The organism is Bradyrhizobium sp. CCBAU 11430 (assembly GCF_028128855.1).
Lineage (GTDB): Bacteria > Pseudomonadota > Alphaproteobacteria > Rhizobiales > Xanthobacteraceae > Bradyrhizobium > Bradyrhizobium ottawaense.
This window is the reverse complement of record NZ_LBJV01000051.1, coordinates 1-24,819: the sequence shown is the minus strand read 5'-3', so window position 1 is coordinate 24,819 and position 24,819 is coordinate 1. Positions and strand designations below refer to the sequence as shown.

16 protein-coding genes are annotated in these 24,819 nt (G+C 65.3%); 8 read left to right on the top strand and 8 right to left on the bottom strand.

What is annotated here, in order from left to right; translation table 11 throughout:
• Positions 1-169 precede the first annotated feature (169 nt).
• The 4 genes from XI04_RS14100 to XI04_RS14085 form a co-directional block, all read right to left on the bottom strand.
• Positions 170-3,499, bottom strand: a complete 3,330-nt coding sequence (locus XI04_RS14100; protein ID WP_271611367.1) for an adenylate/guanylate cyclase domain-containing protein — start codon at positions 3,497-3,499, stop codon at positions 170-172.
• A gap of 322 nt (positions 3,500-3,821) precedes the next feature.
• The gene (locus tag XI04_RS14095; protein ID WP_028145627.1) at positions 3,822-4,337 is read right to left on the bottom strand and encodes a hypothetical protein; all 516 of its coding nucleotides are present in this window, start codon (positions 4,335-4,337) and stop codon (positions 3,822-3,824) included.
• A gap of 433 nt (positions 4,338-4,770) precedes the next feature.
• On the bottom strand, positions 4,771-5,697 hold the full coding sequence (locus XI04_RS14090) for a 2-hydroxyacid dehydrogenase (protein ID WP_038973445.1): 927 nt from the start codon (positions 5,695-5,697) through the stop codon (positions 4,771-4,773).
• 8 nt (positions 5,698-5,705) lie between these two features.
• On the bottom strand, positions 5,706-7,034 hold the full coding sequence (locus XI04_RS14085; protein ID WP_038973446.1) for an NAD(P)/FAD-dependent oxidoreductase: 1,329 nt from the start codon (positions 7,032-7,034) through the stop codon (positions 5,706-5,708).
• Between the two features lie 235 nt (positions 7,035-7,269).
• On the opposite strand from XI04_RS14085, the gene XI04_RS14080 reads away from it, so the two are divergent.
• Positions 7,270-9,135 (top strand): ATP-binding protein, encoded by a 1,866-nt coding sequence (locus XI04_RS14080; RefSeq protein WP_271610523.1) that lies wholly within the window; start codon positions 7,270-7,272, stop codon positions 9,133-9,135.
• A 10-nt stretch (positions 9,136-9,145) separates the two neighbouring features.
• On the opposite strand, the gene XI04_RS14075 is transcribed toward XI04_RS14080, so the two are convergent.
• Positions 9,146-10,171, bottom strand: coding sequence for an AraC family transcriptional regulator (locus XI04_RS14075; protein ID WP_271610522.1), 1,026 nt, complete (start codon positions 10,169-10,171; stop codon positions 9,146-9,148).
• 188 nt (positions 10,172-10,359) lie between these two features.
• On the opposite strand from XI04_RS14075, the gene XI04_RS14070 reads away from it, so the two are divergent.
• From XI04_RS14070 to XI04_RS14055, 4 genes are all read left to right on the top strand, one after another.
• Positions 10,360-10,809 carry a cupin domain-containing protein gene (locus XI04_RS14070; protein ID WP_028145632.1) on the top strand — a complete coding sequence of 150 codons (450 nt, stop codon included), beginning with the start codon at positions 10,360-10,362 and terminating at the stop codon, positions 10,807-10,809.
• 106 nt (positions 10,810-10,915) lie between these two features.
• Positions 10,916-12,406, top strand: coding sequence for a flavin-containing monooxygenase (locus XI04_RS14065; RefSeq protein WP_271610521.1), 1,491 nt, complete (start codon positions 10,916-10,918; stop codon positions 12,404-12,406).
• Between the two features lie 89 nt (positions 12,407-12,495).
• On the top strand, positions 12,496-13,563 hold the full coding sequence (locus XI04_RS14060) for a hypothetical protein (RefSeq protein WP_271611368.1): 1,068 nt from the start codon (positions 12,496-12,498) through the stop codon (positions 13,561-13,563).
• 65 nt (positions 13,564-13,628) lie between these two features.
• Entirely contained in the window at positions 13,629-14,624 is a 996-nt protein-coding gene (locus XI04_RS14055; RefSeq protein WP_271623711.1) for an NAD-dependent epimerase/dehydratase family protein, read from the top strand.
• A gap of 26 nt (positions 14,625-14,650) precedes the next feature.
• On the opposite strand, the gene XI04_RS14050 is transcribed toward XI04_RS14055, so the two are convergent.
• Positions 14,651-15,442: an ABC transporter substrate-binding protein gene (locus XI04_RS14050; RefSeq protein ID WP_271610518.1), complete on the bottom strand. Its 792-nt coding sequence runs from the start codon at positions 15,440-15,442 to the stop codon at positions 14,651-14,653.
• Positions 15,443-15,686: 244 nt separating this feature from the next.
• Here XI04_RS14050 and XI04_RS14045 point away from each other — a divergent pair, with 244 nt between their 5' ends.
• The gene (locus XI04_RS14045; RefSeq protein WP_161966368.1) at positions 15,687-16,880 is read left to right on the top strand and encodes an efflux RND transporter periplasmic adaptor subunit; all 1,194 of its coding nucleotides are present in this window, start codon (positions 15,687-15,689) and stop codon (positions 16,878-16,880) included.
• A gap of 13 nt (positions 16,881-16,893) precedes the next feature.
• Positions 16,894-20,052 (top strand): efflux RND transporter permease subunit, encoded by a 3,159-nt coding sequence (locus XI04_RS14040; RefSeq protein ID WP_271610517.1) that lies wholly within the window; start codon positions 16,894-16,896, stop codon positions 20,050-20,052.
• Between the two features lie 84 nt (positions 20,053-20,136).
• Here XI04_RS14040 and XI04_RS14035 read toward each other — a convergent pair whose 3' ends face one another.
• Together XI04_RS14035 and XI04_RS14030 are read right to left on the bottom strand one after the other, a co-directional pair.
• Positions 20,137-22,404: a cation:proton antiporter domain-containing protein gene (locus XI04_RS14035; RefSeq protein ID WP_271610516.1), complete on the bottom strand. Its 2,268-nt coding sequence runs from the start codon at positions 22,402-22,404 to the stop codon at positions 20,137-20,139.
• Positions 22,405-22,631: 227 nt separating this feature from the next.
• Positions 22,632-23,804 carry an MFS transporter gene (locus tag XI04_RS14030; RefSeq protein ID WP_038973451.1) on the bottom strand — a complete coding sequence of 391 codons (1,173 nt, stop codon included), beginning with the start codon at positions 23,802-23,804 and terminating at the stop codon, positions 22,632-22,634.
• Between the two features lie 59 nt (positions 23,805-23,863).
• Here XI04_RS14030 and XI04_RS14025 point away from each other — a divergent pair, with 59 nt between their 5' ends.
• Entirely contained in the window at positions 23,864-24,664 is an 801-nt protein-coding gene (locus XI04_RS14025; protein WP_173015779.1) for an AraC family transcriptional regulator, read from the top strand.
• Positions 24,665-24,819: the final 155 nt, after the last annotated feature.

Genomic DNA, 24,819 nt, shown 5'->3' with positions numbered 1-24,819 from the left:
CCGCGGCAGACTCGCCTTCGCAACCACGAGAAGCATATCTAGCATTCACCACAACAGGTTAAGCTGTGTCAAAACCGGATAACTACGGCTGCCGAGTCGAGGATCAAGATATCGACCCATTCCGGCTTGAAGTCGGCGCGGCGTTTGCGCCGATCGAATGGCGGCGCGGCTAACGCCCGTTCCCAAGCAGCTCTTTCGCTTCTACGACTTCGGGAAGATTTCGCTCCGCATCGAACTCGGCGAGCAAGGGAGCAAGCACTTCAGAGACCGCGCCCGCTCGGTCCCTTGTCTTGTGCAGGCGAGCAAGTCCAAGGGCGCTGCGCAACTCGAACGTCTTCGCCTGCTGGCGTCGTGCGATTTGCAGCGCTTGCTCGAAGGCATCTTCGGCACCGGATTCGTCTGGAGGATCCTGACGCAACAAAAGCTCGCCATAGACGCGGTGCAGCTCGGCATCGAGCCAATGCTGGCCGGATTGCGCCACCCATGCGATCGATTCGCTCAGGATTTCCAGCCCGGTTTCGACTTGGCCCGACTCTGCGTCCGCCATGGCGACATGCATCCCCCAAAACGGTTCACAGAGGTAGCAGTCATTTTCGTGTAGCAAGGTCCAGCCGCGGCGCATTTCCGTAAGTCCAGTGGCTCGGTCGCCGTCGCGCCACTTGGCCAGGCCGTTCAGGTAGGTGCCCGCGGCCACATACAGCGGCATCGTGTGGTCGCGCGCGAGACCGAGCGCCAGGATCGTCTCTGTTTGCTGCAACATGCCGCCGCATACTCCGTCGAACACGGCTCGATGCACAAGCGCATTGGCCTGGGAAAGCGCCCGTTTTTCTCCGGAAGCACTCACCGCTTCGGCGGCGAGGCGGCGTGCCCGGGCGATCCTGCCAAGCGGCCAAAGCACCAAGGCGAGAAACCTCATGATCACGAACGGAAGATCCAGCGCCGAGGCCCTGAACGTCGCTGGATCCGGCTCGGCGCCATAGATGTCCAGTGCCTGCTCGAGATGCACCCTCGCGTTCAAATAGTCGCCCCCGAACCAACAGGTCACCCCGCCGGTCCAATGTGCAACGACGGCGGCCACCGGTGAGTCCGGTCGTCGGTCGGCCGCGCTCTTGATGGCATCCGCCAGCTCCCGCATCGGAGCGAGTTCGCCGTGTGTCAGGCAGGCATTGAAGAGGCCCGAATGGATCGGCGCAAGTTCAACGGGATCATTGATGTCGACTGCGAACTGGCGCGCTCGCGTCCATGCCGCGACCGTTTCCGGAGCACTGTGGCCGAGGCTGCCCCGTAATGCGCGGCCATAGGCGATTTGAAGATGCAGCCTGCTCATCATCCGGCGAGGCTCGTCGGGCAACTCATCGGCAATGGCAATCGCCTTGCCGAGATGCGCAATCGCCTCGGAATAGGCCGAGCGTTTCAGCGCCTGCTGGCCCGCCTTGCGCCACCACTCGAGGGCGACCTCGTTCAGCCCAGCTTCGGTGAAGTGGTGCGCCAGAACTTCCGGCTCAGTCTCGGCCACGGCTGGAAACTTTTCGCGCAGGACATCACCGATGCGCGTGTGAAGCATCTGCCGTTTGCTCTTGAGCAGGCTCTCATAGGCCGCCTCCTGAACGAGAGCGTGCTTGAAACTATAGTTTGCTTCGGGCGGAGCCCCGCGACACACCAGCAGTTCGGCCTCTTCGAGTTGCCCCAGCGCAGCGCTCAGCGTCAGATCATCGCGTCCCGCCACATATCTCAGCAACGCGTACGAGAAATCGCGGCCGATGGCGGCGCCTATCTGCGCCACCTCCTTGACCGGAGCCAGCCGGTCGAGCCGCGCCATCAGCGAATCCTGCAGCGTCGCGGGAATAGCCAGCGGCGGGAGCGGACTTTCGAGGCGATAGCGCCCGGCACCTTCGACGAGCCATCCGGACTCCAGCACCATCTTGGTCAATTCCTCGACGAAGAGCGGGACGCCATCCGTCCTGTCGATGATCTGCTTCAGCATCTCGCGTGGCAGCTGGCGACCAACGGTCACCTGCTCGACCAGCGCGCGCGTGTCCTGCCGGTCGAGCCGGTCGAGCCGCAACAGACTGACGTTGGCAAGGCCCGACCAGGAGGGCTCGAATTCCGGCCGCGATGTCATGAGCACGAGTATCGGCAGCCCCCTGATCCGGTCGACCCCGAGATCGAACAGTTCGAGTGTCGTGGCATCGGCCCAGTGCATATCCTCGCAGACAATCAGCAGGGGCTGCTCTCGCGCCAATCCCTCGAGCTGATCGAGAAGGGTGGCAAATGTCTGTCGCCGCAGCTGCGCCGGGCTCAGACCGAGCGGCGGATAACGGTCGCCGGTTGGGATCGAAAGCAGTGCCGCAATGAGCGCTGTCGCCCGGGCAACCTGCTGCGTTCCAAGCGCCAGCATCGCCTCGAGCTTGTCGAGCTTTTGCCCGGGCGTGTCGTGCGAGCAAATGCCGGCGGCGCGCTCGAGTTGCGCGACAAAGGGATGAAGCGCACTGTTGGTGTGGTACGGCGAGCACTGATATCGCACCCGGCGGTGCACCCCCAACACGGGGCTTTCGGACAGCATTGCGACCATGCGCGACTTGCCGATGCCGGCTTCGCCGGAAATCAGCACCATCTGCCCGTGCCCCTGCCATGCCAACCGCTGGCGCGAGAGCGTGAGCTCGATCTCCTCCTTGCGGCCGACAAAGCCGATCGAGCGCGCCGCGTGGACCGCCTCGAAGCGACTTTCCGATGCGGGCGCTCCCTCGACCGCCCAGACCGCGATGGGTTCGGATATCCCCTTGACCTCGCGGCGGCCGAGGTTGCGAAACGTGAAGAGATCACCGAGCAGCCGGCGCGTCGACGAGGCAACGACGACCGCTCCCGGCTCCGCCAGGCTCTGGAGCCGGGCAGCGAGGTTTGGTGTATCGCCGACGGTTGCGCGCTCCTCTGACGCATCTCCGCTGATGAGGTCGCCGACCACCACAAGACCGGTCGCAATTGCGATCCGCAGTTCAACCCGTTCGTCGGCGCCCATCTTGAGCTGGCGAACCGCGGAGATAGTGTCCAGGCCGGCCCGCACTGCGCGCTCCGCATCATCTTCGTGGGCGCGCGGATAGCCGAAATAGACGAGTATTCCGTCACCGACGAACCTGGCTATCCTGCCGTCATAAGCAGCAACGACGCTCGCGCAGGCGGCGCGATAGGCCCGGATCACTTCCCACATATCCTCGGGATCGAGACGCGCCGAGAGCGCAGTCGAGCCGACCAGATCGCAGAACATGACAGTGAGGTGGCGACGCTCGGCGTCGTGAGGAGGCGCCGGCGATGCGATCAACGCGGCTGGATCAAGGTCGGCAATCGCACGCAGCATTTTGCGGCGATGCCCGAGCAGGACTCCGAGCTTGTCGAAGTCCTCGACCATCAGCTCGGGAAGGACGCCCATGTCGATCCCATTTTGGACAAAACGCTCTGCGTATTGCCCAAGCCCCAGCTTCTCGAGCCACTCCGCAATCTGCATTGGCTCCACCGATCGTGTGGTTGGCGGTGAGCAGAATTTTGGACCACGGCGCGCAGGGACAATATCCCAACCTCACCATGATGGCACGTCTTGTTTGTTGCGCGATAACTTAGGTTGCTTGGTACCGATACCGCTTCCACGCTGGGACATTGTTTGATGCGAGCGGCTGCGCTACCAAAAATCGTCTGCACGCCGCATTGGACGACAGAAGTTGCGATGAGTCGTCGGTCACTCGCTTTCAGGCCCTAAGCCTGATCCCGGTACCGGGCTTGTGCCCACGTCACGACGCCAAGCAGACGTTTTTCCGTGAGCACAATTATCTTTAGTCCTTGTTGTCGGGCACTTCGCAGTTACGCGCCATCGCTCCCGCCGCAACTTGAAGCGAAGAGCCAACCACCCAGCAGCCGGCGACGAAGGCTACCAGGCCGTTGGGGAGGTTTTGATCAAGGACAAGGATGCTGACGGACAGGGCTGCTGCAATCGCTGCGCCGAACGTTCCGGCCGCACTCATGATCTCAACCATCTCGGAGCCATCGTATTCTTCGGAGGTACTCGAAATCGACCTCCGAGCGATCGACCGGGACAAATCAATTCCGACATAATAGCTGAGAGCGCCGTAGAGCACCGTCAGCAGCACGATCCAGCCGCTTTCAAAAAGTCCGCCCTTCTGACGCAATAGGGCCGCACCCACATAGAGGCCGCAGGAGGCTCCGACGGCTGCAAGCCCAATTCTTTCAAGAAGATGGGCCGACCTGATCAGACTGGAACGGGCGATCCGAAGATTGCCGGCGTACCTTGTCAGGGAAAATGCGCTGGGTGCTGCGTTGCTCGTCTTCATTGGGTACTCCTTACTAAGTAGCAGCCTACCGGCCGACCCCGAATAGGAGCTGCGTGGACGCGTTTCGCGATGTCCTTGCTTCCAATTTCTGAAAGATCGTTGCTGAGTGATGGGGTTGGCTTGCCCGTGACCAAGACGAGAGCCAATCCAAAGCTGCGAGCACGCGGCTTCGCAGGCATTGTCTCTCACCCGTGTCTGTGAGTTGGCGCCGGGTGCGACAATTTCTTGCGGGAGTGATAGCTGGAAAAGAGAGTGATGGAATATGAGGCAATTCACATACCGCAGTTCCCTGTCGCTCCATCCAGTCACAATTTCAGGAGGACAGATCCTCATCGTCGCGCCTCAAGCGACGTCGAAGGAGACGACGGGAATCCATCATCCCTCGAGCATGAGAGGTAAGAGGAGCCCGGGGCTGCTGGTGTTCCCATTCACCTCAGTAACCGCGGCTGCGATCGACACGCCCCGGCAACTCCTCGCCGCGGCGGTGACGGTCGATGACATCGAGCACGAAATCGACAGCCGTGTCCGGCGTCGTCATGCTGGCATTGTGCGGCGTCAGCAGGATGCGGGGATGGCGCCAGAACGGATGTCCCTCAGGCAGCGGCTCGGGCTCGGTGACATCGAGCACCGCGCCGGACAGCGCGCCGCTGTCGAGCGCCGCGAGGAAGTCGGCCTCAATGAGATGCGGGCCACGTCCGACATTGACGAGGGACGCACCGCGCGGCAGGCGTGCGAACAAATCCGCGTTGAGGATGCCGCGCGTCTCGTCGGTCAGCGGCAGCAGGCAGACGAGGATGTCGCTCTGTGCGAGGAAATCCGGCAAGGTGTCAGCACCCGCGTAACAGGTCACGCCCTCGATCTTCCGCGCCGAGCGATTCCACCCCGACAGCGGAAAGCCGAACGCCTTGAGCCGTTCGAGCACGGCCTGGCCGAGCTGGCCAAGTCCCATCACGCCGACACGCCGCCGTTTCGCCGGCGTGATCCGGATCTCGCGCCAGACCTGCTGCTTCTGCTGACTGATGAAATGCAGGAGGTCGCGATGCAGACCGAGCACAGCCATCGTGACGTACTCCACCATGGTCTCGGCGATGCCGGGCTCCAGCATGCGGACCAGTGGAATGTGCGCCGGGACTTTGGTGGCATCGAACTGATCGACGCCCGCGCCGACCGAGAAGACCAGCTCGAGATTGGGGAACGTCGTCGCGATGTCGTCGGGCGGCACCCACGCCACGAGATATCGGATATCAGCGGGATCGCCGATGTCAGGCCAGAGCCGGAATGGGACGTCGGGCGCGCGTTCCGCGAAGAAGCGCGCCCACTCGGCGCCGCGAACCATGTTGGCCTTGTAGAGAACCGTCATGCGAGCCCTCAGAACGGGCTGACCGGCGCGAGCCGGCGGCCGTCGATCATGCGCTTGTGGCTGTAGGCCACGGGATCGACCAGCGGCGTGGTGCCGGTCACGATGTCGGCGGCGAGCTTGCCGGCGGCGGGGCCGATGCCAAAGCCGTGGCCGGAGAAGCCGGTGGCGAGGAAGAAGCCCGGCAGCGCGTCGACCGGCGAGATCACCGGGATCGTGTCGGGCGTGCAGTCGATGGTGCCGCCCCAGGCTTCCGCGATCTCGACATCCTTGAGTTCAGGGTTGGCCTTGATCAATGAAGCGAGCGCAGCATTCACCAGCGACATGTCGGGCTCGGGATCGCGGACGCGCTCGGTCTCGAATGGCGACGGCTTGTCAAAGCTCCAGCTGGTGCCGCGCACGATCTGGTCGAAGAAGGACTTGCCGAGCGACAGCTTCAGTCCGTTCTTGCGATGCAGATAGGTCGGCCAGAAGGTGCGCGCATAGCGGAACAAATCGGGCGACAGCTCCACCGTGCCGCGGTTGCGCAACGCCAGCGTAAAGCCGCCGTCAAGGCGGCGGCGGACGCAGTAGAGATCGGTGCCCAGCGCGCCCGAGGTGATCTCCGGTCCCGGCGTGGTCCGGCAGGCCGTCGCGTTGACGAGACCGATCGGCAGCTCGATGCCGTGACGGCGGCAGAACAGCGACGACCACGCGCCGCCCGACAGCAGCACGGATTGCGTGCGAATGGTGCCCTTCTCGGTGACGACGGCGCTGACCCGCCCGCCCGTCGTCTCCAGCCCGCGCGCGGCGCAGCCCTGATGGATGGTGACGCCGTGTTTTCGCGCGGCGGTGGCGAGCGCGGGCACCGCCATCGACGGCTCGGCGCGACCGTCGCTCGGCGTGTGCAGGCCGCCGACCCAGGTGTCGATATTGCCCGGCATGCGCTCGGCGACCTCCGCCGGCGTCAGGACGGTGGAGTGGACCTGCATCTCGCGCGCGACCGCGGCCCAGCGCTCCCAGCTCGCAAGCTCGTCCTTGCTCTTGGTCAGGAACAGCACGCCGGTGCGGCGGAAGCCGGCATCGACGCCGGCGTCGTTCTGCATGTCCTCCCAGAGCCTCAACGCTTCACGGGCGAGCGGAATCTCCTCGCGCGCGCGGCCTTGCTGGCGGCACCAGCCCCAATTACGGCTCGACTGCTCGCCGCCGACATGGCCCTTCTCGACGAGAGCGACCGAGAGGCCCTTCTTCGCCAGATGATAGGCCGCGGAGACGCCGATGACGCCGCCGCCGATGACGACGACATCGACCTGCTGCGGCAGGCGTTCGTCGCTGTTGATCCGGTTGAGCGGCGGGGACATGGGCACTCCTGGAGTTCAGTTCGAACGAACATGACTGAATACAGCTGTCAATCGCATTGCTTGTATGCGCGCCTCCTCGCCATGCGATTCGCCCGCAGGTTGAGGCCGGAGAAAGGCTGGCGGCCGACACCACCGCAAATTGCCCCTCGACGCCGCCGCGCGGAGTCTGTAGCTCACATCAAAGCGGCACCCGGGACCGGGCGGCCGATGCGGTAGTCTTCTTTGGTGGGAGACCATGAAACTCAGGGGGCTTCTGACACTCGCGATGGCCGCACAGGTCGTGGCGACCGCGGCGGCCCTCCTCGCCTCCTATGCCATGGCCGGAGCCGGCTTCGGCATTCCCCAGCTTGTTGCCCTAATGGCAAGCGCTGCCGTTGCGGCGCTGATGGTTCGCCTCTGCGCCCGCGCGATCGAGAGATCGGAGGACAAGCGCGCCGCCACGCAATCGACCGAGCTGGCGCGGGCGCGCAGCGACAGCGCACAGATGACACAAGCCGTCATCAAGACCGCGCTCGATGCCTTCATTCAGATCGACGACAGCGGCGCCGTGCTGGAGTGGAGCTTTCAGGCTGAGGCCCTGACCGGATGGACGCGCCAGGAGGCGCTCGGCGCCGACGTCGTCGATCTCATCGTCGCCGAGCCGCTGCGCGCCGCCTTCAGGCAGCGCATGGCGCGGTTGGTGCCGGAATTGTCGGACACCCCGTCCGGCTTGCGCTTCGAGCTCGCCCTGATCCACCGGAACGGTGACCGGATCCTGGCCGAGGCCTCCAGCACGGTCATGCGGCTCGCAGGGCGCACCCTCATCAACACCTTCGTCCGGGACATCACCCAGAAGCGTGCGGCCGAGGAGCAACTGGTCCAGTCCCAGAAGATGGAGGCGGTCGGGCAGCTCACCGGCGGCATCGCGCACGAATTCAACAACATGCTCACGGTGATCACAGGCACGATCGAGATCCTCGCCCATGCCGTCAGGGACAACCCGCCGCTTGCAACCATCACCAAGCTGATCAGCGAGGCCGCCGATCGCGGCGCCGCGCTGACGTCGAGCCTGTTGTCCTTTGCCCGCAAGCAGGCGCTGCAGCCGGCCGAGATCGACGTCAACGAGCTGCTGGAAGAGCTCGCAAAGCTGCTGCTGGCGACCTTCGACAAGAAGATCGAGATCGTCACCCGGCTCGACCGCAACGTCTGGCTCGCCTACGCCGACCGCGGCCAGCTCAGCTCGGCACTGCTCAACCTCGCGATCAACGCGCGCGATGCCATGCTGGACGGCGGCAGGCTGACGCTGACGACGCGCAACGTCGTGTTCGGCGTGCGCGAGGCGGTCGCGGTCGGCGCCGGCTATGCGGGCGACTATGTCGAGATCGAGATCGCCGACACCGGCACCGGCATTCCGCAGGCCATCCTGGAGCGGATCTTCGATCCGTTCTTCTCCACCAAGGAGGTCGGCAAGGGCACCGGACTCGGGCTCAGCATGGTGTTCGGCTTCGTCAAGCAGTCCGGCGGCGGCATCAAGGTCGCCTCCGAAGAAGGCCGCGGCACGATCTTCACGCTCAATTTGCCGAAGGCGGAGGCGAGCGCGCTGCGCCCGACCGGCTATGACGACCGCAAGATCATCGGGGGCAAGGAAACCGTCCTCTGCGTCGAAGACGACCGCGACGTCCGCCACTACGTCACGGTTCAGCTCGAAGGCCTCGGCTACAAGGTCATCCCAGCCGCCAATGCGACCGAGGCGCTTGCGATTGCGGCCGAAGGCAAGCCGTTCGACCTGCTCTTCACCGACATCGTGATGGCCGGCGGCATGAACGGACGCGAGCTCGCCGAGCAGATGGTGGCGGCGCGCCCTTCCCTGCGGGTTCTGTTCACGTCGGGCTATGCCTACGATTCGCTGCACGCACAGGGGCGCGCGACGATGGGCGCGCCGCTGCTGAGAAAGCCCTATCGCAAGGCCGAGCTCGCACGCATGCTGCGCCGCTGCCTCGACACCGCCGTCGATTCCGCCGGCGACGCGATCCCGACGCCCTATTCGGTGCAGGCCGATGTCGAGGCGTTCCTGCGCAAACAGGCGGCGGAAGACAACGGCAGAACGCGGCCACGGAAATAGCTCTCTCGCGCTAGCTCATCCTTCGCCGCAGCGTCGCCGACGGCGTCTCGCCGAATTTTTCGCGATAGGCGCCGGCCATGCGGCTGAGATGGGTGAAGCCGAGATCGAAGGCGATGTCGGTGATGGAGGCATCGGGCGCGGCCTGCGCCAGGCGGGCGTGCAGACCGGCGAGGCGCATGTCGAGCAGCATCCGCGAGATCGACAGGCCGAAGTGACGGCGGAAGCCGAGCTGGAGCGCGCGGATGCCGATGCCGGAGGCGCAGGCGAGCTGCACAAGGTCGAGCGGCTCGCTGGCATTGTCCGCCAGGTGGTCGCGCGCAGCGCGGAGCGCGCGCGGCAGACGCTCGGCCTGGCCGGAGAAGTTCTGAATCGCATCCGACAGGCCATGGCGCTGGCCATTGAGCAGGTGATCGAGCAGCAGCTCCCGCCAATCGGCCATCGCGACCGGTGACAGCCGGCGGGAGGGACCGAGACGCTCGGCGAGCATCATCAGCTCGGCCAGGCTGCTCCGCAGCGCCCGCCCGGTCGGCGCGTCCAAATCGATCACCGGATCGAACTCGACCGTGCCTGATGCCCCGCCCGACAGCGCCGCGGCGCGCTGCTCGACCATGCGGCGGTCAAACAGCAGGATCGCCTGCGCGCAGTCGCGCCACATCATTCGGGTCGGGATCGTCGGCGACAGCAGCGACGCCGTCCGCTCCGGCGCGGCGTCAAGCTCGGTCGTGCCGGCGCGAATGTAGGCCGTGCCCGTGAGCGGGACCTGCACCAGGAAGAAGCGCTCGAGGCAGCCGGGGTCGATGCCGACCGATCCGCCATAGGCGACGTAATTGATGGAAAAGCCGTCGAAATCAGCGCAATTGTGCCGGGCGGAGAAGCCGGAGGCGCGCAGCCGTGCCGGCTTGAGATCGTGCGGGCAGAAGATGCGCCCAATCTGTTCGGCCGCTTCGTCGACATCGTCAGTGGTGACGCGGGCGAAGTCCGCGAGCCGTTCGGCCGCGGGCGCCCTTGCGCTCATTTCCAGCACGGCTGCGGACATGGTCGACCACGCTTCGCGTCAGGGAATTGCTTTAAGCCTATAATAGTTCCCCGGACGCGAAAAGGGCAGCGCCGGCGAAATAGTCATGCTGCATGGCAACAGGCGTTCGCGGATTCGTTTAGCGGATAGACAGGCACCCCACCGCTGGCTGAAGCTCCATTCCCGCCGGAATCCAACAGGAGCGCGCCATGACTGCACTCGAAAAGGGCATTACCGCTAGCGGCACAGGCTACGGCGGCAAGAGCTGGAACATTCTTGGCCAGGTCTACTTCCCCAAGGCCGTCACCGACTCCACCTTCGCGTTCGAGACCAACAGCGATCCCGGCCAGTTCGTGCCGGTGCACATCCATCCGACCCAGGACGAATTCATCCTGGTGCAGGAGGGCACGCTCGACCTCAAGCTCGACGGCAAATGGGTCAAGGCCCATGCCGGCGACCTCGTGCGCATGCCCCGCGGCATTCCGCACGGCTATTTCAACAAGTCCGACAAGCCGTGCCGCGCGCTGTTCTGGGTCTCGCCGATGCAGAAGCTGGAGGCGCTGTTCAACCAGCTGCACAATCTGACGGACCCTGCCGAAGTCGTGCGCATCTCGGCGCTGCATGAGGTCGACTTCCTGCCGCCCGAGGCCAACGACTAGGCGCGCCCCCTCGTCCACTTTCATCTGCTTGCAGGTCCGCCGGCCGCGCCTTGCGGCCGAACGAGGCCGCTTGCGCGCGGAAAACCCATCGTTTGCGAGCAAATCCATGGTCAGCCCCAAGCATATCTGCGTGATCGGCGCCGGCGTCTCCGGCCTTGCTGCCGCCAAGGCGTTCTCCAGCCGTGGCCACCGCGTCACCATCGTCGAGCGCAGCGCCGATCTCGGCGGCGTCTGGGAGCCGGCGCGCTCCTATCCCGACGTGCAGACGCAGAGCCCGAAAGAACTCTACCGCTACACCGACCGCGCCATGCCGGAGGCCTATCCGGAATGGCCAACCGGGCCGCAGGTCCACGCCTATCTCGCCGACTACGCCAGGAGTTTTGGTCTCGACCGCATGCTGCGCCTTGGCACCGAGGTCGCCGGCATGGCGCGCCGCGCCGACGGCAAGCCCGGCTGGACGCTCGCGCTGAAGGACAAGCACGGCACGAGCACGAGCGAGGATTTCGATTTTGTCGCGGTCTGCACCGGCCAATTCAACGAGCCGCGCGAGCTGCATTGCCCTGGCGAGGATGAATTCCTCGCCCAGGGCGGCCAGATCCTGCATTCGTCGAAATACGGCGATCCCACGCTGGCGAAAGGACGCCGAATCGTCGTGCTCGGCGGCTCGAAATCGGCGACCGACATCGCGGTGAACGCGGTGAAATCGGGCGCGCGCGAGGTCACCATCGTGATGCGCGAGCCGGTCTGGCGCATCCCCTATTTCATCGGCGGGCTCGTGAACTTCAAGCGCATCCTCTACATCCGCGCGCAGGAGGAGATGTTTCCGGGCTGGGGCATCGGAGCGATGACGCGGCTCGCGCATCGCATCGCCGCGCCGCTGGTCTGGGCGAACTGGCGCGGGCTGGAGAGCCTGCTCAAGGCGCAGCTCAAGCTCGGCCGCTGCAAGATGGTGCCGAAGGAGCGGATCGAGGACGGCGTCAACTGCTCGGTGCCGATCGCAACGCCTGGCTTCTACCCGATGGTCGCCGACGGCCGCATCAAGGCGGTGTTCGGCACCTTCGACCATTACGACGGCGACAGCATCGTGATGAACGGCGGCGAGCGCGTGAGCGCCGACGTCGCGGTGCTCGCGATCGGCTACAAGCTCGGCGTGCCGTTCCTGCCCGCGGCTTACAAGCAGAAGCTGGTCGATGCCGACGGCCAGTACCGGCTCTACCGCCTGATCGCCAACCCTGATCTGCCCGAGCTCGGCTTCGTCGGCTTCAACTCGTCTTTCTGCACCGTGCTCTGCGCCGACCTCGCCGCCAACTGGCTGGTACGCTATGCCGACGGCCAGCTCGCCAACCAGCCGACGGCAGCGCAAATGCACAACAACATCGAGATGATGCTGCACTTCAAGCGCGTCGAGCGGCCGGCCGCCGGCGTCTATGGCGGCCTCTGCGTCGCGCCCTATCACTACCGCCATTTCGACGAGCTGATGGCCGACATCGGCGCCAAGAACCAGAAGCGCGGCGGGCTCAAAGGGCGCTTCCAGCCGCCGGATGCGGATGCCTATGCGAAATTCCTGGCGACGGCGCCGGACTACCGGGCGGCATAAGAATTCCGGCTGAGCGGGATTTGCATCTCGCCAGCCCTCGCCTCTGATGCTTACGATCTCCCTGGCCACCGAATCGACAGGAACCGGCCATGGGATCGAGACGTCTTGCCGCCCTTGCGGCTGTTGCCTTCTTCGTCGCGGCGCCCGCCGTCGGACAACAGCGCGCGCTCACGCCTCGCCAATCCGAGGCGGTCGCCACCTATGACAAGGCGCTCGCCGAGTTCAAATCGATCCTCGCCGAGCGGCGGCGCCAGATCGAGACGAAGCAGCCGCTGCCGAACCTGCCGGGACAGGCGCTCTACCTCGCCCGCGTCGCCGTCATCAGTTCTTACAAGGATCTCACCGACGCCATGCCGTCGCGGATCGGCAGGCCCAACAAGTTCGAGATTCCTCCGGCCTATTTCGACGCCGAGATCGAGCCCTTGATCGACGAATATTCTGAGCTCTTCGACGTGATGGAGGCGCCGCCGGCCAATGCGCAGAACTCGCCCACGCCATTCAAGGACGTCGTCGATCTCGCGACGGTGATCGCGCGCGCCAAGGGGCTTGCGCCTGACCACGCAGCCGCTGCGGGGCGCATCAGCCTCGGGCTGTTCTTTGCCGAGACCAACGGCAAGCAGAACGTCCGCAACGGACGCTCGAACACCTATATGGGCAGCTTCCAGACCGGCCCGTCCGAGGACCGCAACGGCCGCAGGAAGTGGGGCACCATCAAGGGCGAGATCGCCGCGATCGATCCCGCCTTAAGCGCGCGCGACGACAAGGAAGAGGCGCGGGCCCGCGGCACCGATCTCCGCTTCAATCACTGGACCAACGTGCGCGACGGCCTGATGAACGCACATGCGGATGTGTTCCGCGAGATCCCTGGCATCGTGAAGACGCTGCCCGACCCGATCGACCAGATGAAGCTGTTCGAGCTGATCCAGATCGTTCCCACGCCGACGAGATCGGCGCTCAAGTCCGGCGACCTCCTGAACTACAGGGTGTCGAGCCCGACGATCATGAAGCATCTGCGCAACAACAGCATCTTTGCCTTCGGACAGGCCGACCGGGCGCGCACCTCGGCAAGCTTCCGCGAGATCCTCGCCGCGATGTGGCTGTTCAACCGGAAGTTCGAGAAGGCGATGGCGAAATATGCGGAGATCAAGCCGCGCTGACGGAGTTGCAGCGACAACCAGTAATTGTATTATTGCGGGATCTCCTTTGCAGCACGGACCGTCACATGCGCATTCTCATTCTCGGCGGCAGCCAGTTTCTCGGGCGGGCGATTGCGGCCCATGCATGTGCTGCCGGTCATGAGGTGACCTGCGCCGCCCGCGGTCTCGCGGGTCCGATTGCGGCAGGCGCGCGTCTCGTCCGGATCGACCGTGATGTGGCCGGCGGGCTTGCGCCGCTCGCAGGCGAGTCGTTCGATGCCGTGGTCGACGTCTCGCGTCGTCCCGGCCAGGTTCGCCGCGCGGTCGCGGCGCTGAAGCGACCAAATGTGCATTGGACCTTCGTCTCGACCATCAGCGTGTATGCGGACAATCGGATACCCGGACAACGTGCCGACACGGCGCCGCTGCGCGAGCCTGCGGCCGAGGATGTGGAGCACAGCGCCGATGCCATTTACGGCGCGGCCAAGGTCGCCTGCGAACAGGTGGTCGGCGGCGATCCCTTCATCTGCCGCGCCGGCCTGATCGCAGGCCCGGAGGACCCGACGGGGCGCTTCGCCTATTGGCCGACACGGCTTGCACGCAGCGGCGAGGTGCTGGCGCCGGGATCGCCTGACGATGCCGTCCAGTTCATCGATGTCCGCGACCTCGCGCAGTGGATCGTGCATGCGGCGGAGATTCGTCTCACCGGCATCTATGACGGGATTGGACCCGTGCGCTCGCGCGGCGAGTTCCTGGCCGAATGCGCATCGGCGCTGAACGCGTCCTGCACGTTCACCTGGATCGATCGCGCCTTCCTCGAGGCACACGACGTGCGGCGCTGGGCCGGTCCGCGGTCATTGCCGATGTGGCTGCCCCTGCCCGACTTCGCGGGCTTCCTGACGCGCGACACCTCGCCGGCGCGCGAGGCCGGACTGACCTCGCGACCAGCGGGAGACACCGCGCGCGACACGCTGCATTGGCTTCACGTCAGCGGCGGCCCGGTCGTCGGGCTTTCCGCCGATGAAGAGCGGGACGTGCTGGCGGCCTGGCATGCCGAAAGGACACCGGCAACCGGAACCTAGCCCAATCGCGCAAGCCGGCTGACAGTCTACTCCGTCCGGATCGGCGAATCCTTCAGGCCGTTGTCATCATAGGCCTTGCGCAGAGTGCCGTTCGTCGTGGCCTCGGTCATGAATTTGGTGACGAAGGCCAGTGCCTGGCCGTGGCCGAGCGGCACGGCGACGGCGGTCACTGTCTTCTTGAACGTCTCGTCCAGCACCTTGGTGCCCGGAATCTTCTGCGCCATCTTGTTGAGCTGGTCGCGCGACAATGCGAAGGCGTCGATCTCGCCGCTCCTGAGCAAGCCGAAGATCTCGTCATAGGTCTGATAGCCGGTGACCGTTGCATGCTTCAGATGCGCGATCGCGCCGCGCATGGTGGTGGTGGCGTTGACGGCCGCGACCTTGATTCCGGGTTGGTCGAGCGTCGCAAAATTGGTGACGGCGGAGCCGGGCTTGACGATGTAGGTGGCGTCGGCGACCTCGTAGATCGGGCCGAACAGCATCTTGGTCTCGCGCTCGGGATCCCTGGGGAGCCAGGTGACGTCCCACGTTCCTTTTGACGCCGCGTCGGTGATCTGTCCGGAGTTCTGGTGGACGACATATTCGACGGGGACGCCGAGCTTGGCGGCCATCGCCTTGCCGAGATCGACGGGAACGCCGGCATAGCCGGCTTCGATCTTGGTCGACCAGAATGCGCCGCCTGCGGGGCTGATTGCGATCGCGACGCGCAGCTTGCCGGTCGGCGCGATCTCGTCCTTCAGACCGTCTGCTAGCGCCGGCATGGCGACCATCGCTGCGAGAACGAGGCTGGCAAGGCCCGACTGGAGGGACGTGGGCATGTCATGTTCTCCTCACCTTTTCTTCTTGGCTTCTTCCCGGCTGGCTCGCGCACCGTCACACGGTCTTTGGCACAATTCTGGTCGATCGTGCGCTCGGTGAAAAGCGGTTTGTCGTGACAAATCTGTCAAAGGCCACACCGCCCTGTGCAGCGCAAGGCCGGCGACTGCCATGGCTATGGTGTTCCACGGCCGGACATTTGTTGGTAGCCTGCCGCACCGACAGACGATACTCGGGGGCTACCGAATGACCTCATCGAATCCCGCATCTGCTGCACGGCGCAATGAAGCGTGGAGACAGGCCGGGCGGGCACTGGCCGCCGCTGCGACCGTGGTCGCACTGGCGGGTTGCGAGGACAAGAACACGTTCGTGGCACCGCCGCCGCCCAAGGTGGACGTGGCAACGCCGGTGCAGCGTCCGGTGACGCGCTACATCGAGGCCACCGGCAACACCGCGCCGATCAAGAGTGTCGATCTCGTGGCGCGGGTGCAGGGTTTCCTGCAGTCGATCGACTATCAGGACGGCACCTTCGTCAAGCAGGGCACCCAGCTGTTCACGATCGAGCCCGAGACCTACAAGCTCAAGGTCGAGCAGGCGAAGGCGGCCGAGGTCGGTGCGCAAGCCACGGTCAAGCAGGCCGAAGCCGATTTCAAGCGGCAGGTCGAGCTCGTGCAGCGCCAGGCGGTCTCGCAGTCCACCCTGGACACCTCGACATCGACCCGCGACAACGCCCAGGCCAACCTCCAGCAGGCCCAGGTCAATACGAGGCTGGCCGAGGTCAATTACGGCTACACCAGGGTAACAGCGCCGTTCGACGGCATCGTCAGCGCCCACCTGGTCTCGATCGGCGAGCTCGTCGGCGTCTCCTCGCCGACCCAGCTCGCGACCATCGTCGCGATGGATCCGATCTGGGTGAACTTCACGGTCAACGAGCAGGACGTGCTGCGCATCCGCGCCGAAGCGGCCCGCCGCGGACTGACCCCCGCCGACATGAAGCAATTCCCGATTCAGGTGGGACTGCAGACCGAGACCGGCTATCCGCATGAGGGCAAGCTCGACTACGTCTCGCCGACCCTCAATACGTCAACCGGCACGCTCGCGGTGCGCGGCGTCGTGCCCAACGACAAGCGGGTGCTGCTGCCCGGTTATTTCGTCCGGGTGCGCGTGCCCTTCGACCAGGAGAAGAGCGCCCTGCTCGTCCCCGACACCGCGCTCGGCAGCGACCAGGGCGGCCGCTATCTGCTGGTGGTCAACGGCGACAACGTCGTCGAGCAGCGCAAGGTGCAGATCGGCCCGGTCGACAACGGGCTGCGCGTCATCGAAAGCGGCTTGAAGCCGGACGACCGCGTCGTCATCGCGGGACTGCTGCGGGTGATCCCGGGCCAGAAGATCGATCCGCAAACAACGAAGATCGAGCAGCCGCAGGCGTCTGCCAAGTAGGGAGCTGCCTGCCATGATCTCAAAGTTCTTCATCGAGCGGCCGGTCCTGTCGAACGTCATCGCGCTGTTGATGATCCTGATCGGCGGCGTCGCATTGTTCAATCTCGCCATCGCGCAATACCCCGATGTGGTGCCGCCGACCGTGCAGGTCACCACGCGCTATCCCGGCGCCAGCGCCAAGACCGTGATCGACACCGTTGCCTTGCCGATCGAGCAGCAGGTCAACGGCGTCGAGGACATGCTCTACATGCAGTCCTACAGCGGCTCCGACGGCACCTATACGCTGACCGTGACCTTCAAGATCGGCACCGACCTCAATTTCGCGCAGGTGCTGGTGCAGAACCGCGTCTCCAGCGCATTGTCGCAATTGCCGAGCGCGGTGCAGAACCAGGGCGTCACCGTGCAGAAGCGGTCGACCTCGATCCTCCTGTTCGTGACGCTGAACTCGCCGGACTCCAGATACGACAGCCTGTATCTTAGCAACTACGCCACCATCAACATCCGCGACGAGCTCTCCCGCCTGCCCGGCGTCGGCAACGTCACCGTGTTCGGCGCCGGCCAGTATTCGATGCGGGTCTGGCTCGATCCCAACAAGCTGCAGGTTCGCGGCCTCGTGCCGCAGGACGTCATCAACGCGATCCAGCAGCAGAGCCAGCAGGTCTCCGCCGGCCAGGTCGGCGCGCCGCCGACGCCGCCGGGCCAGGCGTTCCAGTACACGCTCAACGTCAACGGACGGCTCGACGACACCAGCCAGTTCGAGAACATCATCGTCAAGTCAGGCACCAGCGGCGACGTCACGCGGGTGCGCGATGTCGGCTGGGTCGAATTGGGCGCGCAGACCTACAGCCAGATCTTCTCGCTCAACAAGCAGCCGGCCGTCGGCATCGGCGTGTTCCAGTCGCCCGGCGCCAACGCGCTCCAGGTCGAGCAGGCCGTCGAGAAGAAGATGGCGGACCTCGCCAAGCGGTTTCCGGAAGGCATCAAATACGACACGCCGTTCGACACCACCAAATTCGTCGAGGCCTCGGTGCACGAGGTCTACATGACCCTGATCGAGGCCGGCCTTTTGGTGCTGGTCGTGATCCTGGTGTTCCTGCAGGACTGGCGCGCGATGCTGGTGCCGGCGACAACCGTGCCTGTCACCATCATCGGCGCCTTTGCGGCGATGGCGGCGCTCGGCTTCACCATCAACATGTCGACGCTGTTCGCGATCGTGCTCGCGATCGGCATCGTTGTCGACGACGCCATCGTCGTGGTCGAAGGCGCGGCGCACAACATCGAGCAGGGCATGAACGGCCACGATGCCGCGATCAAGGCGATGGACCAGCTGTTCGCGCCGATCGTCGGCATCACGCTGGTGCTGATCTCGGTGTTTTTGCCGGCCTCGTTCCTCGCGGGGCTCACCGGGCGCATCTATTCGCAATTCGCGCTGGTGATCGCGGCGACTGCGCTGCTATCCGCCATCAACGCGGCGACGCTGAAGCCGACGCAATGCGCGCTGTGGCTGAGACCGACGGTGCCGCCGGAGCAGCGCAACTTCTTCTATCGCGGTTTCAACGCGGTCTATGACCGGGTCGAGCGCGGCTATACAAGGCTGATCACCTTCCTGTGCCGGCACGCCACCGTCTCGGTTGCGTTCGCGCTGCTGGTCATCGGAGCCAGCGGCTACGGCCTGTCGCGGGTGCCGACCGGCTTCCTGCCGATCGAGGACCAGGGCTATCTGATCGCCGCCGTGCAGCTGCCCGACGGCGCCGCGCTGGAGCGGACCCAAGCCGTGCTCGACAGAGCGAGCGGGCTGATCAAGGAGACGCCCGGCGTGGCGCAGGTCATCACCATCGCCGGCATCTCCGCGCTCGACAACAGCGCAAGCCTAGCCAATGCCGGCGTCGCCTACATCATCCTGAAGGATTGGGACGCGCGCAAAGGGCCCGGCGAGGATCTGCGCTCGCTGGTGTATGGGCTCAACGACAAGCTCGCGACCATCATGGAGGCGCGCACGCTGGTGCTGCCGCCGCCGCCGATCCAGGGCATCGGCAACGCCGCCGGCTTCTCGATGCAGGTCGAGCTGCGCGACGGCAACAGCGATTTCGCCAAGCTGCAGGCGATCACCGGCGCGATGGTCAGTAACGGCCAGAGCCAGAGCGCGCTGCAGCGCGTGCAGTCCTCGTTCCGCTCCTCGGTGCCGCAATTCAACATCGAGATCGACCGGGTCAAGACCCAGACGCTGCACGTCACGACCGATCAGGTGTTCTCGGCGCTGTCGACCTATCTCGGCTCGTCCTATGTCAACCAGTTCAACAAGTTCGGCCGTGTGTTCCAGGTCTACACCCAGGCCGATCCCGCCTTCCGCGTCACCGAGCGCGACATCGCCAACATGCAGGTGCGCAACTCGAACGGCGACATGATCCCGATCGGCACCGTCGCCAAGATCACGCCGGCCACCGGCCCCTCGCTGATCAGCCTCTACAACCTCTATCCGTCCTCGACCGTGATCGGCCTGCCGGCGCAGGGCTACTCCTCCGGCCAGTCGTTGAAGCTGATGGAGGAGATCGCCGACAAGACGCTGCCGCCTGGCACCGGCTATGAATGGACCGCGATGTCCTATCAGGAGAAGGCGGTCAGCAACCAGATCTACTGGGTGTTCGGCCTCGCCATGCTGCTGGTCTATCTCGTGCTCGCCGGCCAGTATGAAAGCTGGTACGCGCCGATCTCGGTGATCCTCGCGGTGCCGCTGTCGCTGCTCGGGCCGATGCTGATCCTCTCCGGGCTCAAGATCGACAATAACCTGTATTGCCAGATCGGGCTGATCCTCCTGATCGCGCTGTCGGCCAAGAACGCGATCCTGATCGTCGAGGTCGGGCTCGAGCTCCACGGCCGCGACGGCAAGCCGGTGCTTGAGGCCGCGATCGAGGCGGCGCGCGCCCGCTTCCGCCCGATCCTGATGACCTCGTTCGCCTTCATCCTCGGCGTGGTGCCCCTGGTGCTCGCGACCGGCGCCGGCGCCAGCGCGCGCAAGTCGATCGGCATCACGGTGTTCTCAGGCATGCTGGCCTCGACCTGCCTCGCCGTGCTGTTCGTGCCGGCCTTCTTCGTGGTGGTGCAGCGCTTCGAGAACTGGCGGGCGAGCAAGAAGGTGGCGAAGGTGGAGACGGCGGCGGAGGTGAAGCCCTAAGAGCCCACTGCGGAAACACCTCTCCCCACCCCTCTCCCGCGAGCGGGAGAGGGAGCGCACCGTCCACGCGGCTACAGCCACATCCTAAGCCTTCTCCACCACCGCCTGCCGCGCCTCGCCGCTCGACACCAGCAGCACCGAGACTTTCGACTGCCTGAGCACGGCGTCGGCGACGCCGCCGAAGGAGAGATGGTCGGCCTGGATGCGGTCGACGCCCATGACGACGAGATCGACGTCGGTGGTGTCGATCTCGCGCAGGATCGCGGCCTCCGGCGCCCGGTTCACCCGCAGCGTGGTGGTGATGTCGACGTCGTAGCGGGCGGCGAGATCGCTGGCGTCCTTGAGGATGCCCGCCTCCTGGCCGAGGCCACGGGAGGCGCCGCGCTGCGCGCCCTTGTCGCGCGTCGTCGCGACATAGATCACCCGGAGCGAGCCTGACCCGGCCTGCGCCAGCGCGACCGCCACCTCGGCGCCGCGCTTGGAGATGCCGCTGCCGGAGACGGGAACGAGGATGTTGAGCGCATCGGGCGCCGGCTGCTTCAGGTGCTTGCCCTTGGCCGCGACGATCGCAAGCGGTCCTTCGAACTTCGCGGCGATGTCGTCGATCCTCCGGTCGAAACGGTCCTTGGCCGTCACGACCTTGTCGACGCCGACGACGAGAAGATCAAAACCCTTGCGCGCCTCGTCGGCGATGGTCTCGCCGAGCTCCGCCTGCCTCGCACGGGTGACGACATCGACGTTGCCGGCCCCGCCGTCGCCATGGGCGGAGACGACTTCGGCGGCCTTCTTCACCACCGCTTCGTGGCTCTCCTCCTGGTCGCGGCCCTTCTCCTGTTCCTTGGCGCTCTTGCCGATATGCAGCACGGTGATCGGCAGCCCGCGCATGCCGGCGATCAGGCCGGCGATGTGGGCGGCAAAGGTGGCGTTGACGCTTTCGTCCACCGCCAGCAGAGGGCGCTCGAGATTGGCGAGGAAGCCGCGCTTCTCGAATTCCTCCCGCTCCAGCCGTTCCTTCTCGTCCTTGTTCATCGGCAGCCTTGCCAGCGCGGCGCGCAGCATCGGCGGCATCGCCATCGTGGTCACGATCGCCATGGTCACGATCATCGTGAACAGGTTCTGGCTCAGCACGCCGATGGACAGGCCAATGGTCGCGATGATCACCTCGGTCGAGCCGCGGGCATTCATGCCGCTCGCCAGCGCCAGCGACTCCCGATTGTTCAGGCCGCCCAATGTGCCGCCGACGAAGGCGCCGCCGAACTTGCCGACGCTGGCGATCACGACCAGGAGGCCGGTGAGCATCAGCAGATTGGGATCGCGCAGCACCGAGAGATCGGCACTGAGGCCGGCGAGGCCGAAAAACACGGGCATGAAGAAGCTGGAGATCAGCCCGCGCAGGCGCTCGTCGATCTGCCGCGTCAGGATCGGTGATTCCCCGACCAGGATGCCGGCGACGAAGGCACCGAGCACGGTATGCACACCGATCAGATGCGTGATCAGCGCCATCACGCTCATCAACAGCAGGATCACCGTGATCACGGCCGCGGCGCTGACGAGATTGTCGTTGGCCCAGCGGATCAGCTGGAACACCAGGCGGCGGCCGATGGTGAAGCTGACGGCGAGGAAGGCGAGCGTGCCCAGCACGGCTTTCGCCACCGAGGCGATATCCAGCGTGCCGTGCGAGGCCAGGCTGAAGATGACGGCGATGATGATCCAGCCGATGGCGTCGTCGATCACGGCGGTCGCGACGATGATCTGACCGACATTGCGGCGCATGAAATTCATCTCGCGCACCACCACGGCGACGATCTTCACGGACGAAATCGACAGCGCCGTGCCCATGAACAGCGAAGCGACCAGGCGCTGTTGCGGATTGGGCAGCAGCGCATCGGGCAGGAACTCGCCGAGCGCGAAGCCGCAGGCGAAGGGCACGAGGATGCCGGCGATCGAGATCGCGATCGCGGCCCTGCCGACCTTCCTGACCAGCTTGAGGTCGGTCTCCATGCCGGTGAGCAGCAGCAGGAGCAGGATTCCGAACTGGGCAATGCCGTCGAGCATCGCCTTCTGCTCGGGTGCCTTCGGGAAGATCGCGTGCTGCGCTTCCGGCCAGATCCAGCCGAACAGCGACGGTCCCAGGATGATGCCGGCGAGCAACTCGCCGATCACCGAGGGCTGGCCGACGCGCTGCATGATCTCGCCGAGACCGCGACCGACCGCGATCAACAGCACGATCTGCGCCACCAACAGGAATTCGGATGGGCCAGCCGATTTGCCGCCCTCGGCACCGGCCGCAATGGTGGTGAGGACAAGCGCCGCGGGGACGAGGCCGACCGGTCGGAGCAGGCGCCATGGCATGCTGGTGTCTTTCCCCCTTCACCCCCGGTGTCGGGGCCACGGGGATAGAACCCTCGGGAGGTGGGGCGGGTTCCACCCCGCTGGTGCCCCGGACGCAGCGCAGTGCCTCTTCGGCGGTGCGCTGCAGAGCCGGGGCCTATGCCGCCGAGAAACTTGCCCGCAATTTTCTCGGTCCCGGCTCTGCGCCGCAACGCTTACGCGTTGCAGCTTGTCCGGGACACGGGCCCTCACACTGCAGCCGGCGTCCTGATTTCGCGCGGCAGGATGATCGCCGCCGCGATTGCCAGCAGGCAGAGCGCGGCGAAGGCGTGCAGCATGGTGACGAAGCCGCCCTGCTCGTAGAGCCAGGCGACCAGGCCGACCGAGGCGCCGGCCGCGGTGAAGCCGATGAAATAGCGCACGGCGTAGGCGCGCGAGCGCCATTCCTCGCTGGTGTACTTGCCGACCATGGCATCGTTCACCGTGACCTGCCCGAACGCGCCCATGACGATGCCGATCGAGACCAGGATCAGCGGCAGATTGTTCAGGCTGGCGGCGAGATAGAGGAACGGCGCCAGCATGAAGGACAGCGGCAACGCCACCGTCTTCAGCGAGTAACGGTCGAGCAGCCGGCCGATCGTGTACTGCGTCATCGCGCCGAACACGTAGACGCAGGCCGCGATGACGCCGAGCAACGCCGGGCTCTTGGTCAAATCGGCGAGACGCTCCGCGAACAGTTTTGGCAGCGCCACGGTGACGGCGTTGAACGTGGTGGAGATCGCGATCACCACGATCAGCAGCGACAGCACCACGCGCCACATGTCCTGTTTTGCCACCCGCGCCTGCGCCGCCGCCTGCTTCGAACCCTTGCGGTCCTCGTGCACGACCAGCATCGCAAAGGCGATGCCGATCAGGATCGTGACCACGCCGGGAACGATGAAGGCAAAGCGCCAGCCGAGATACTGGCCGATCACGCCGGTCACCAGCGCCGACGAAGCGACGCCGAGATTGCCCCAGACGCCGTTGATCCCCATCTCGCGGCCGAGCCGGTCGGCATAGGACACGATCATCGCGGTGCCGACGGGATGATAGATCGAGGCAAAGATGCCGATCGCCAGCAGTGCCGCGCCGAGTTGCGCCGGGGTCTGCACGAAGCCGACCGAGATCATGGACGCTCCGATGCCGACGAAGAAGATCAGCATCATGTGGCGGCGGCTCCAGCGGTCGCCGAGCCAGCCGGTGAGCAGCGAGCCGGCGCCGAAAGCCACAAAGCCGGGTGTCGCGTAGGGCAAAAGTTCCGAATAGGCCATGCCGAGCGCGGGCCCCATGATGATGACGGCGGCGGCGAAGATCAGCATCGAATAATGGTCGATGAAATGGCCTGCATTGACGAAACTGATGACCCGGCTGGGGCTGTTCATACGAATCCTCTCCTGCTCCGAAATGAGTTATATGTCCTCCCCATGACGGGATGCTGCCAATGACTGTCTTGGAAACGCCAATCCTTAGGGAGGTCCGGAGCAACCACCGCTCGCCCGCGGGCGTGCACCTGGTCGCGCGCGACTATCCCAAGGGCATGCGGATCGATCCGCATTTGCACCGCGAGGCGCAGCTGATCTATGCGGCACGCGGCACCATGCAGGTGACGACGCCCGGGGGGCGATGGCTGGTGCCGCCGGACCGCGCGGTCTGGGTCCCGGCCGGGCTCGAGCATGCCATCGATCTGCTCGCCGACATCGAGATGCGCACGCTGTATTTCGACCTGTCCTGGCTGAAGCGCGAGCAGCGCTATGACGGCCTGACCCGGGAATTCGTGGTGCGGGTGTCGCCGCTGCTCAATCAGGCGATCCTGGCGCTGTTCGACGCGCGCAACACGGAGGAGCGGACCGAGCTGCTGGTGCGCCTCGTCATGCTGGAATTGCACCAGGCCGAGGATTCCGCGACCTTCGTGCCGCTGCCGCGCGAAGTGCGCTGCCGCCGCGCCGCCATGATCGTGCTCGACGATCCCACCGGCCTGCACGACATCGACGCGCTGGCGCGCGAGGTTGGAACTTCCGCGCGGACGCTGTCGCGGCTGTTCTCGACGGAAACGCAGCTGAGCTTCAAGAGCTGGTGCCAGCGCGCGCGGATTGCGGCGGCGATCCAGCGGCTCTCCATGGATGCGAATGTCTCGGTGAAACAGCTCGCGACGCAGCTCGGCTATGCCAGCGTGCCCGCGTTCTCGGCCGCGTTCCGCCAGGTGACGGGGCGCACGCCGACTGAGTTTGCGGGGAAAGTGTAGCTGGTCGATACGAGCGCAGAACTCGTAGGGTGGGCAAAGCGGAGCGTGCCCACGCATTTTTCGCAATCGAGAGAGATCGTGGGCACGGCGCAAGTGCGCCTTTGCCCACCCTTGTATTAGCGCGCCGGATTAGAATGGCCTGGTTCCGTGAGGAA